This window comes from Chryseotalea sanaruensis (assembly GCF_003990915.1).
GTDB lineage: Bacteria > Bacteroidota > Bacteroidia > Cytophagales > Cyclobacteriaceae > Chryseotalea > Chryseotalea sanaruensis.
Map to the genome: position 1 here is coordinate 940,641 of NZ_BHXQ01000001.1, position 12,010 is coordinate 952,650.

The 12,010-nt window shown below is 40.0% G+C and carries 11 protein-coding genes; 9 read left to right on the plus strand and 2 right to left on the minus strand.

The features are described 5' to 3' along the window. Window positions 1–44 precede the first annotated feature (44 nt). From SanaruYs_RS03790 to dprA, 5 genes are all read left to right on the plus strand, one after another. The gene (locus tag SanaruYs_RS03790) at window positions 45–1,001 is read left to right on the plus strand and encodes a M23 family metallopeptidase (protein WP_127121160.1); all 957 of its coding nucleotides are present in this window, start codon (window positions 45–47) and stop codon (window positions 999–1,001) included. Then, complete coding sequence (locus tag SanaruYs_RS03795; protein WP_127121161.1) at window positions 1,001–1,960, plus strand: M23 family metallopeptidase; 960 nt, start codon at window positions 1,001–1,003, stop codon at window positions 1,958–1,960. Before SanaruYs_RS03790 ends, SanaruYs_RS03795 begins: the two co-directional genes overlap by 1 nt. A gap of 47 nt (window positions 1,961–2,007) precedes the next feature. After that, window positions 2,008–3,048: a CapA family protein gene (locus SanaruYs_RS03800; RefSeq protein WP_127121162.1), complete on the plus strand. Its 1,041-nt coding sequence runs from the start codon at window positions 2,008–2,010 to the stop codon at window positions 3,046–3,048. Between the two features lies 1 nt (window position 3,049). Further along, window positions 3,050–3,388 carry a MerR family transcriptional regulator gene (locus tag SanaruYs_RS03805; protein ID WP_127121163.1) on the plus strand — a complete coding sequence of 113 codons (339 nt, stop codon included), beginning with the start codon at window positions 3,050–3,052 and terminating at the stop codon, window positions 3,386–3,388. A 77-nt stretch (window positions 3,389–3,465) separates the two neighbouring features. Then, window positions 3,466–4,572 carry a DNA-processing protein DprA gene (dprA, locus tag SanaruYs_RS03810; protein WP_306307919.1) on the plus strand — a complete coding sequence of 369 codons (1,107 nt, stop codon included), beginning with the start codon at window positions 3,466–3,468 and terminating at the stop codon, window positions 4,570–4,572. Between the two features lie 46 nt (window positions 4,573–4,618). On the opposite strand, the gene SanaruYs_RS03815 is transcribed toward dprA, so the two are convergent. Beyond that, entirely contained in the window at window positions 4,619–5,242 is a 624-nt protein-coding gene (locus SanaruYs_RS03815; RefSeq protein WP_127121164.1) for a tetratricopeptide repeat protein, read from the minus strand. Between the two features lie 50 nt (window positions 5,243–5,292). Then, window positions 5,293–6,144: a hydroxymethylglutaryl-CoA lyase gene (locus SanaruYs_RS03820; protein WP_127121165.1), complete on the minus strand. Its 852-nt coding sequence runs from the start codon at window positions 6,142–6,144 to the stop codon at window positions 5,293–5,295. Between the two features lie 165 nt (window positions 6,145–6,309). On the opposite strand from SanaruYs_RS03820, the gene SanaruYs_RS03825 reads away from it, so the two are divergent. From SanaruYs_RS03825 to SanaruYs_RS03840, 4 genes are read left to right on the plus strand one after another with little or no spacing between them, the layout of a single operon-like run. Beyond that, window positions 6,310–8,112, plus strand: coding sequence for a DUF1800 domain-containing protein (locus SanaruYs_RS03825; protein WP_127121166.1), 1,803 nt, complete (start codon window positions 6,310–6,312; stop codon window positions 8,110–8,112). A 9-nt stretch (window positions 8,113–8,121) separates the two neighbouring features. Further along, on the plus strand, window positions 8,122–9,819 hold the full coding sequence (locus SanaruYs_RS03830) for a DUF1501 domain-containing protein (protein WP_127121167.1): 1,698 nt from the start codon (window positions 8,122–8,124) through the stop codon (window positions 9,817–9,819). Window positions 9,820–9,849: 30 nt separating this feature from the next. Next, window positions 9,850–10,734, plus strand: a complete 885-nt coding sequence (locus SanaruYs_RS03835; RefSeq protein ID WP_127121168.1) for an outer membrane beta-barrel protein — start codon at window positions 9,850–9,852, stop codon at window positions 10,732–10,734. 4 nt (window positions 10,735–10,738) lie between these two features. Then, a complete protein-coding gene (locus tag SanaruYs_RS03840; protein WP_127121169.1) occupies window positions 10,739–11,938 on the plus strand; it encodes a hypothetical protein in 1,200 nt (399 codons plus the stop codon). Window positions 11,939–12,010: the final 72 nt, after the last annotated feature.

Below are 12,010 nucleotides of genomic sequence, written 5' to 3' on the forward strand. Positions count from 1 at the left end.
GTGAGTTAGAGCGATTTTTTTAGCTGCCCAAAGACGATAAAATTTTGACAAAATTCATTTACAACCCCAAGACATGCCGCTATGAGCGCGAAGGTATAAACCTTTGGCGTATAGGCGGTCTGTTATCTCTTGTACTTACACTTGCATGCTTACTTTTTGTAGGCATTGCTACACTTCATGGCCTTGTTTGGCAAAGTGATGAAGAGATTCGACTGCGCAGTGAAAACAAAGCATTGAAGCAACACTACGCTGTTGTAAAACAGCAATTTGAAGATAGTGAACAACAACTAAGTCTACTCGAAGAGAAAGACAAAGCACTTAAAGCTTCTCTTTTTAATTCTATTTTTGTTGCGCCTGAGAAAAAGGAAATACAACATGCCTCTTTCATTATGGTAACGGACGTAAACGTACTACGCGACCGCATAAAAGAACTGACCAACATTACCAAAGATATTGCCAATGATGCCGTTTTTAACAGCACTTATTTTGGTGATAAACTGGCTGGTGATCGTAAGAAGACTATTGATAAACTGAGTGTTACACCCTCTATTATACCTGTGAATGGTAAACTCATTTCAGGTTTTGGTAAGCGTATTCATCCTTTTCACAAGGGCTTGTACGATCATCCAGGAATTGACATTGCTGCTACGCGTGGAACAGAAGTGGTGGCCAGTGCAAATGGTTATGTGAGTGATATAACCAAAAGTGAGTTACTGGCCGGTTATGGTAATACAATTGAATTAACACATAGCCAGACGTTGAGCACACGCTATGCGCACCTTGAAACCATTTTGGTGAGACAAGGTCAGAAAGTTAAAAAGGGACAAGTTATAGGCACTGTCGGTAATAGTGGTGGCTCTAGTGCCCCTCACCTACATTATGAGGTGCTCAGAAATGGTAGAGAACAAAATCCCATTTATTACTTCCTTCAAAATATTGATCCTGCTCAGTACCAGCAGCTGTATGCGATTAGTTTAAAACAAAACCAATCTCTCGATTAATGGCTCGCTATATCTATAACAAAGAGACCTGCGCCTATGAGCGTTACGAGCTAAAAGGAAAAGCCCTTCGTAACCGCATTTATGCCATACTTGGTTTTTCTTTAACCATTGCATTTGGTGCTTACATTACCTTCCTCAATTATAGCAAACCACTGGATCTGTTAGAAGTTGAACGTAATAATGCCAATTTGAGAACAGCCTGGTTTCACCTCAATTTCAGATTAGGAGAAACAGAGCAAAAATTAAAAGCATTTATAGAAGAAGATGATCAAAACTACCGCGTTATTCTTGATGCAGCACCTTTGTCACCTATAGAAAGACAAGCCGGTGTGGGTGGTGCTATACGTAAAACAAAAGCGCTTGAAGAGCATGCTTTGATCTCTTCTACTTTTGATCGGGCATTGCGGTTGAATAACAGACTAATGGTTCAAAACGAATCTTTTGATGAACTGCAGAAATTGCTTGATAAAAAATTAAGGCAATGGGCTTCACGTCCCGCCATTCAACCCATTGATAATCGGGATGTACTTCACTTGCACACTACCTTTGGCATGCGTTTAAATCCTGTACTGAAAATATGGACATTGCATAAAGGACTTGACTTCACTGCGCCAACCGGAACACCAATATATGCTACAGGGGATGGCGTAGTGCAAGATGCCTACCATTCTGACTCTTTTGGAAATGTGGTTTTTATAGATCATGGTTTTGATTTCGAAACACGGTATGCTCATATGGTTAAATTTATTGTAGCACGTGGAGAAAAAATAAAACGTGGTCAGGTTATTGGCTATGTAGGTAATACCGGGCGATCTGCCGGAGAACATTTGCATTACGAAGTACTCTATAAAGGCACTCAAATAAACCCGATCAATTTCTTCCAGCGCGATTTGAGTAATAAAGAGTATAAAAAACTTCTTGAGTTCGCTAAAACCGAGAATAGTTCGCTGGATTACTAAGTTTTAAATCTAATTATCTCTTTTCTTTGTAGCCTAATTTATAACGCATGAGGCTTAGTGTTTTCTTTTTTATTTACCTGCTGCTTTCAACTACTGCATTTTCGCAATCAAAAGATACGCTAACCATTATTGGTGTTGGTGATATTATGATGGGTACTAACTACCCTGAAAATAGATTACCAGCTAATAACGGTGCCTTTCTGATGAAAGATGTAGAAGCTGTTTTAAAAAACGCTGATGTTACGTTTGGTAACCTTGAAGGTACTTTGTTAGATGAAGGAGGAACACCAAAAACCTGTCGCGATCCTAAAGTATGTTATGCTTTTCGCACACCTGTTGCCTACGTTGATAACCTAGTCAATGCCGGTTTCGATTTGTTGAGTCTCGCTAACAACCACGCTGGTGACATGGGTGATTTAGGCAGAAAAAGCAGTATGCAAACCTTAGAAGATGCAGGTATTCTCCATGCCGGACAACTCAATCAGAAAACTGTCATTTTTATAAAAGATAGTATCAAATATGGACTGGTTGCATTTGCTCCTAACAGCAACTGTGTACCTCTTAATGATTTGGCTGGCGCTAAGGAGTTGGTAAAACAGCTTGATACCAAGGTCGATGTAGTAATTGTTTCTTTTCATGGCGGTGCGGAAGGGCCTCAATACCAGCATGTGCCGCGTAATATTGAAATGTTCTATGGCGAAAATCGTGGTGATGTCTACAAATTTGCCCACGAATTGATTGATGTTGGTGCTGATGTCATTTTCGGACATGGCCCTCATGTTACCCGTGGTATTGAAGTCTATAAAAATCGTTTTATTGCTTACAGTCTAGGCAATTTCTGTACTTATCGCGGTATTAATGTATCTGGCATTAATGGTTTGGCGCCTATTGTTAAAATATACACCAGTAAAGAAGGCGAATTTTTAAAGGGTGAAATCACACCAACTATTCAAAATCACACCACAGGTGTACAAATTGACTCCTTAAAGCGTGTAACTAAAGTGATTCAGGAACTCTCTAAAAAAGATTTTCCTGAAAGTCCTGTTCGCATTGCCGAGAATGGTTTAATTACTTATCTTGCCCAATAGCATGGCGTACAAAGAGAAGGAAATAGAAAAACTTTATTACTCTATTGGCGAGGTAGCTGAAATATTTAATGTTGCCCCATCGCTCATTCGTTTTTGGGAAACAGAGTTTGATGTAATCAAACCTAAAAAGAACAGAAAGGGCAATCGTCAATTTACCAGAGAGGACATAGACAATGTCCGCACTATTTATCACTTGGTAAAAGAAAAAGGATTCACCTTACAAGGCGCTAAAGAAATGCTTCGCAACGACAATCAGTCTGTTCGCGATAAAATGGAATTACTGGATTCTTTAAAGAATGTCCGTAATTTCCTAGTTGAACTCCGCGAAAAACTACACTAATCATTTTGAACTTTTTGAAGTATAGATAGACTGAGAACAAATACACTCAGCTTACCAATTTACTATACCTTCAACGCGTGATTGATCAATCTCGCTTGTGCTTATTAGCGCTCCATTTTATTCCGGGTATAGGAGATTACTTGTTACGCCAGTTGGTCAGCTATTGTGGCTCAGCTGAACGTGTTTTTAATATTCCTAAAGGAAAATTATTAAAAGTCCCTGGTGTTGGTGAAGTGACTGCCAATGCCATTCTTGCGCACAATACTTTCGATTTGGCCGAGAAGGAAATTAAGAAAGCTGAGAAACTTAGTACACAACTAATTTTTTATCTCGACAAAGAGTACCCTACTCGTTTAAAACAAATTCCAGATGCGCCTACCCTGTTGTATTGTAAGGGATCAATCGATTTTGAAAATCCCAAATCAGTAGCCATTGTCGGCACACGCAAAGCAACCGCATATGGTCGAGAATGTGTAGAGCAATTAATTAGTGAGCTTATACCGCATCAGGCACTAATCATCAGTGGACTTGCTTACGGAATAGATATACAAGCACATAAACAAGCCGTAAAGCAAGGCTTGCAAACCATTGCCGTTATGGGCAGTGGCATTGATGTAATCTACCCTGCCAGCCATAAAGACACTGCTAACCAAATGCAGCATAATGGAGGCCTGGTCACCGAAAACCGATTTGGTGCTAAACCTGATGCACATAATTTTCCGATGCGCAATCGCATCATTGCTGGTTTGTGCGATGCCTTAGTAGTGGTTGAAGCGGCTGAAAGAGGAGGTGCACTTATTACTGCAGAAATTGCTAATAGCTACAACAAAGATGTATTTGCCTTTCCCGGCAATGTGGGTGAAACGCATTCTGAAGGATGCAATGCTTTGATAAAAAATAATAAGGCATATTTAATTACCTCTGCAAAAGACCTTGAGTATCTTATGAATTGGGAGGTAGCGAAGAAACCCATTAAAAAGAAAGAAGCCTTCTCATTAGAAGGCTTCGAACCTGAAGAACAAACTATTCTTAAATTATTATTGGAGAAAAGCCCTTCAACTATCGATGAATTGAGTTGGAAGAGTAATACCGCAGTTAGTCAATTAGCTTCTTTATTGCTTACGCTTGAGTTTAACGGAGTTGTCCAATCACTTCCGGGTAAACAATACAAGCTCAAGTACTAAATCAGACGCAATACAGGCTACTGAAATAATTCTAAATTCTTACACTTTAATCATTACCCGTTACCTTTGTATTACACTTCTCTTTTATCACTTCATAAGCCCGCAAATCACCTAACTCTCCTGCTTTGCTTAAATCCAAACAACCATTTTTCATATCACCAAAATCGATGCGTAAAATGCCACGCATATAATAAGCGTCAACACTTTTAGGATTGATCTGAATAATTTTCGTTACGTCATTTATGGCATCTTCATAAGCCATCAGCAATTGTTTGGCTTTACCGCGGCTGAAGTAAGCCTCCACAAAATTTTCGTTTACTGCAATAGCTGCCGAAAAATCTTCGATGGCTCCATAATAATCCTGCAAACGCATCTTCACATTACCTCTGGCGAAAAAAGCATCAGCAGATTTTGGGTTTGCTTCAATGGCTGTATTGTAATCCTTCATCGCACCATGCAGGTCTTCAAACTTCTCTTTCAAAGTTGCCCTTAAAAAAAAAGCGCTTGAATTCTTAGCATCTAACTCAATAGCCTTATTCAGATTAAGAATAGCCTCCATGTAGTCATGTTTGCCAATCAACTCTCTGCCCTTCTGCGTGTATTCTTTCGAGGTTTGTGCCAATACGCCAAACGATAAAAACGTAAATACCAGTAATGCTGTCTTTCTCATACCACCTAAAATATAAAATTCTGTTTAAAACGTCAATGATTATGCCAATTTCAATGTGCGGGAAATATGGTTGAAGCCATTTGCATTGCTTTAACAAACGCCTCCTTGTTAATGCTTGTTTTAATTTGTTTTTCATCCAAATAAGCAAGAATAGTTTCTGTTGCCATATTGCCTACTAATGCATCATCTGCCATTGGGCAACCGCCCAAACCCTTTATAGCACCATCGAAGCGCTTACAACCCGATTCGTAAGCTGCCTGAATTTTTTCAAGCGCTGTAACTGGATTAGAGTGCAGGTGAACGCCAATTTCTACTGATGGATAAGACTTTGACAATGAAGTAAAAAGGTATTTGATATTCTCTGGTGTAGATACACCAATCGTATCTGCTAATGATATTACGTCAGAGCCAAGTGTAACCAAAATGTCAACAAATTGTCCTACCAAATCTACTGCATATGGATCGCTGTAAGGATTGCCAAAACCCATACTGACATAGGTAACCAGCTTTTTTCCTTTACTCTCACACAAGTTTTTTATCTCCGACAATTCGTTGAGTGCTTCGGCAATTGATTTGTTAGTATTCCGCTGTTGAAAAGTCTCAGATATGGACATTGGGAAACCTAAATAAGAAATCCCTTCAAAGGTAATCGCATCCTTCGCTCCTCTTATATTAGCTATAATGGCCAACAATTTTGAAGGACTATCCTGCCAGTTCAGTTGAGCATAAACTTCAGCAGTATCGCGAAGTTGCGGAATGGCTTTTGGTGAAACAAAACTTCCAAAATCAATACTATCAAAACCTACTTTTAGTAACTGATTGATATAGCGCACTTTATCTTCCGTGGGTATAAACTCATGGAGACCTTGCATAGCATCACGTGGGCATTCAATCAATTTCATTCTTAATGGGATTATTAAAGTCCAAACATATTAAATTGACTTTAATATTTAGGTAAATCCTGATTGTAGTAAAAAACAAACAAATATCGCTTTATATAACCGTTCAACCGGTTAATTTAATTCCATGAATAGTACACATGTATTAACTTCGATTAAAACTTATCTATGCCCCTCATCGAATTAAACGAGCCCTTGGGTTATAAAAGGGCCCTCCACTTATTGCGCAGGTGTACCTTCGGTTTTACTAAACAAGATATCGAAGATACTTTTGAAAACCTTACGCCCCGACAGGCCATTACCCAACTTTTCAGGCAGATTTTACCTGATCCTCCCTTACCCATCAATCCACAAACAAATCAGGAGTGGGTTGAGTCCGGCATTTATGCCGCAGATCAAATGGATGGAGAATTGCAGGAAGCTTTTAAGCGTTGGTTTGTCGGACAAATGATGGCTTCAGGGCTCCCAGCCAATCAAAAGCTGGCTTACAGTGCCCGCGAGAAAATTGTATACTTTCTTCATACACACTTTACAACAATTCAGGAAAAGGTAGGCAATAGCAGATCGCTTTATTTCCAAAATGCTTTGTATCGCATGTTTGCTTTGGATGACATGCCCCCGCCAACCTTTCCAGATCTCCCCATTCCTCCTCCACCCTTAGAACTTAATTTCAAAAACCTCACAGTAAAAGTGAGTGTAGACAATGCCATGATAGCTTTGCTTGATGGCAACTTGAATGTTAAAGGAAGTCCGAATGAAAACTATTCACGCGAACTATTCGAGCTTTACTCTATTGGTCGTGGATTAGAAGGATCACTTCCTGAAGCCACTGAACAAGGTGATTACATCGTGTATAAGGAACAAGATGTACAAGCCGCTGCACGGGTGCTCTCTGGCTGGACAACCAATACTGATTTTGATTCCATTACTGATCCTAACGTAACACTCGATCCTGAAACACAATTACCACGAGGACGTGTGAGAGGCAATGCGCTGGATGCTTCAGGTCACGATAACGATCCGAAGATATTCAGCAATAGAATGCCCGGTACCATTTCAGCTGATCCCTTGTTACTTAATGGCAATCGCGCCACAGAAGAAAGCGCATTAGAAGAAATACGTCAGTTGGTTGATTTAATTTATGCTCAGCCTGAAACAGCAAAACACATTTGCAGAAAGTTGTACCGCTTTTTTGTTTATCATGAAATTACACCTGCCATCGATAGCACAATTATTGAAGAGATGGCCAATGCATTTACTAATAGTGGTTTTAAACTTCAAACGGTAATTGAAAACCTGTTATGTAGTGAAATTTTCTACGAAGCCGCTCCCGGAGTTGGCGATGATACTTACGGTGGCATTATTAAATCACCATTAGAGCTGGTGATGAACACTGTAGGCTCCTTCGGTGTAAGTGTACCCGATCAAAGTACTGACTTAACCTCTTTCTATACCATCACAGGAGAAATAATAAGTGTTGCAGACAATCAGGGCATGAATTTTTTTCAACCTTTCGATGTGGCAGGCTACGAAGCATATCATCAGTTTCCTATTTATCACAGAAGCTGGATCAATGTAAATTATTTAACAAGACGTTACGACTTTATTCGAAACATAGTTAACCCTTTGTCAGATAGCCCACTAAAGATCGATGTGTATCAATTTGTTAAAGACAATGTGCCTGATGCTATTGCAGGTAATGCAAGAGATTTAGTAATTGAACTCTGTGGCTATTTTTTACCAGTAAGCGATAACCTGACTTTTGATGAAGATGCCGATGATGGTGTTTCTGGTATAACAGCTGAAAGACTCAAATACTTCCTGAACGTTTTCTTATCAGACATTGATCCTGACCCTGAAGCTGCCTGGACACAACGCTGGACAAGTGGTGTGGGTATCAGCACTGCTACAGAACAATTGCAAAGACTATTTAATGTCTTGCTTCAAACTCCTGAGTATCAACTTCAGTAAACGATTTATATGAAGCGTAGAAATTTCCTAAAAAAATTACCAATAGCGGTAAGCATACCTTTCACACTGGCTAATATTCCTTTTAATGTGATGGCTGAGAATGCGTTGACACGCATGGCCAGGCAAAGCACTAACGACCGTGTACTGATTATTCTTCAAATGCATGGTGGTAATGACGGACTGAACAGTATTATACCTGTTGATGCTTATGAATTGTATTACAATGCCAGACCCAACATTGCTATACCTTCTAAAAACTCCACGCGTAAAATGATTACGCTTGATGGAACACTACCGTTGGATAGTCAGGTAGGTTTACATCCAGACATGGCACACATGAAAGCTTTGTACGATCAGGGAAGAATGACAGTCGTGCAAGGTGTCTCGTATAAAAATAATAATGGTTCACATTTCAGAGGTCGGGATATTTCATTTATGGGAGGAAACTCCGATGACTATTTTTCTTCCGGATGGTTAGGTCGCTATTTAGGCAAAGAGTATGCGCCCAATGCCTACCCCGATGATTTTCCGAATGCAGAAATGCCCGATCCACTGGCCATTGAAACCGGAAATGATTTGTCGCTTATCTTTCATCAGGAAGGCAACATCCCTACCTCTATTTCTTTAGATAATCCTCAAGGGTTTGCACAGCTTGTTTCTGAACTTGAAGGTTTTCAGGAAGATGCCAGTCTGGATCCCTTAGGTATACCACCATCTCATTTAATCGGTTCATCCTATTACAAAGAGATGGAGTGGATTTTGGGTTTAGAAAATAAATCTAAAGATTACGCACAGCGTTTATATGATGTTTACCTAGCTGGTGGAAACAGTAGCATTACTTATCCGGAGCGCTACCCTTTTAATGCGCCCCAGGGTAGCATGCGCAATGGCTTATCTGCACAATTACAAATGATTGCCCGCTTATTGGCAGGTGGTTGTAAAACAAAAGTATTTCTGGTGAAGATTGGTGGCTTTGATACACATGCAGATCAAGTGACGAGTTATGATCCAACTATGGGTGTACACGCTGCGCTCATGTATCATATCTCTTCAGCTATGGATGCTTTCCAACGGGACTTACGCGTACGTGGTTTAGAAGATCGCGTGCTGAGTGTTACCACTTCAGAATTCGGAAGACGTATTTACTCCAATGGAAGTTATGGTACCGACCACGGTACTGGTGGTCCGATTTTTATTTTTGGAAAAGGCGTGCAGCCAGGCGTAGTCGGTAAAGTGCCTGATCTTACCAAGGATAATGTAGAAATGCAATATGATTACCGACAGATCTATGCCAATCTTTTAAAGGATTGGATGCTGGTGGATAAAACAGTATTGAACAATGACATATTCTTCGGTAATTTTATTGATGGCAGTGTCGATGGTGTTAATTATGAACCCCTACCACTAGCCAACGATATAATCGCCAGTGCAGAAGGTTTTGTGAGTAGTCGTTTTGCTTTGGAAAGTATTTATCCCAACCCTGCTCACGATAATGTTAGTATTAAGTTCAAGGTAAACCATGCCGATCAGGTTTCAATTGAACTATTGGATAACCTGGGAAAAGAAGTGAAACAACTCGTACAAGGATTTTACGAACCCGGTACTTACGAAGTGCAATGCAGCATTCAAAGTTTACAACCGGGCACTTATGTGTGTAACTTTAAATCAGGCTTTTTTAAAGAAAATAAAAAACTTGTGATACGATAAAACCTCAACCAACCCCAATCTCACCCCTACATGAAAAAATATTATCTCCTTATCCTGATTTCTGCTTTGCTTACCACGCAGGTTTATGCGCAAGCACGCAAGGTGAATAAACGAAACCCAACTGGAACCGCAGCTGCCAAGAAAAGCAATCCGTTTTTGCAAAAGCAATTTTGGTTAGGTTTTAAAGCGGGCACAAACCTTACTCAAGCTAAAGTGCAGGAAAGCTATTCTGTGATTGTACCTCCACCCAATGCCATAGTAGATGTTAAAAATTACAAAAACTTTAATCTAACTGGTAGCCAGGTTGCTTTAGAAGTTACATTTTACACCAAGGGCTTTTCCATTAGTGTACAACCAACCTATTTTCACTCGCGCTTTGAATATGCTAATAGATATGAATGGATGGATGCCAACAGTCCAACCAATCTTTTAACGCTCAATTATAAGCAAGAGCAACAAACTGATTATGCGGAGTTACCCTTACTGGTTAAGTACGACATTGCAGGAAGTGTGCTAAGACCTTTCGTGCAAGCAGGTGTCTATTATGCTATACAGGTTAATGCAAATAAAGCCGTGACTGTCAATGGAGTTGATTATGCTTCCGGTGGTCTAAATGAATTTGAGAATGATCCCATATTAGTTGGGGCTGAAGACCTATTTGCTAAAAATTATTGGGGAATCTCTGCTGGTGCGGGTGTCAATTATAATCTGGGGAATGTAAGACTAACCCTTGAAGGAAATTATAGAATGGGCATGAGTCTGGCCAACTCTACAGAGAATCGGTATAAGAATGATCGTTTGGCAGGTGTAGGTGATGCTTTAGATGATATCAAGCTAAACAACATCGTTTTTTCTTTCGGATGTCTCTTTCCAATGCGTTACCTCGCCAGTGGTTTTAAAACCTTAGATCGTTAATCACATGAAGTCTATTATACGAATTTTCCTTCCGCTGACTTTGCTTGTTTCTGCTTGCCTGGAGAAAGCTGATCTGAGGTTAGAAGAAAAAAGCTTTTTCAGAATTTATGATAATGCAGATTTTAATGCTGCTTTTACGCCTATTGATATACAACAAACCAGCGATGAGGGTTATCTTGTATTAGCTGGCAAACGTTTGGATGATAGTAATTTTACAGGCATCTACTTACTGAAAGTGGATAAGACTGGACAAATTGTTAACGAGGTGGATGATTTTGATACCCAATATGTAAACCCAGTCGGGCCTCTGCTCCTGATTAATGGTGCTTATCACTTTGTTTGCATGGATACAAACCTGCAACTGGCACAATTAGTCAGACTAAACGCTAATGGTGACATTGATGGAAGCATTACACCACTGGGACTTACTTATCCATTAGCTATTAATACTGATGGCAATAATATACTTCTTCTCAGCTATGACAATGAAGATAAGCAAATGGATATTACACAACTGAGTGCTACTGGTTCCATCAGTGCCGGCCCTACAGGTTTTAGTATTGGCGTTGGTGATGAAACTGAAGAGCCCATCATCAATCATTTTATACAAGGTGGCAGGAAGTTTCCTTTTGCTATAGGCAGAACTTCTGGTGGTGCCATTTATTACAACGGCTTTTATAACTACACTTTCTCCCTGGTATTTACCAGCTTCGGAGCGGATGATCCCGCTGGCGTTGTTTACGGTCAGCAAGATGATGGTGGCTTCAGTGCTGTAATGCCAGTTGGTGCAGGTCAGTTTGCCGCATCGCGCTTTAATTTTGGTGACAATTTTCTGCTCCCGCAAATCAACCTAACCACTAACGGTATTACAATAGGCACAGAGTTGGGCGGCTTTACTTTACCTGAACTGGCTCCTAACGCAACAGTAAGATTACTACATCACACTACTGACCAGCAGGCAAGTATTGTTTTCGGATCAAATACGCAAGCCAGGCAAATCGCACTTTTAGCTTATAACGAAGATGATGGAAGCTTTACAGGCAGTCGCTATCTTGGTTTCGCCAATCCATTTGAAATTGGAAACCTCATTCAAACCAGTGATGATGGTATAGCTGTTTGTGGTATTACCTATCTGGCAGGTCGTTTCCCTCGCATTTGTATTTTTAAACTTTCAAAACAGGAAGTTGAGGAGCTAACTAAGTAGCAAATCGAAACAGATCAACTTGTTTTTTTTACTATCACCTGCTCCTTTAGCTAAACTGAGGGATGGTCAGAT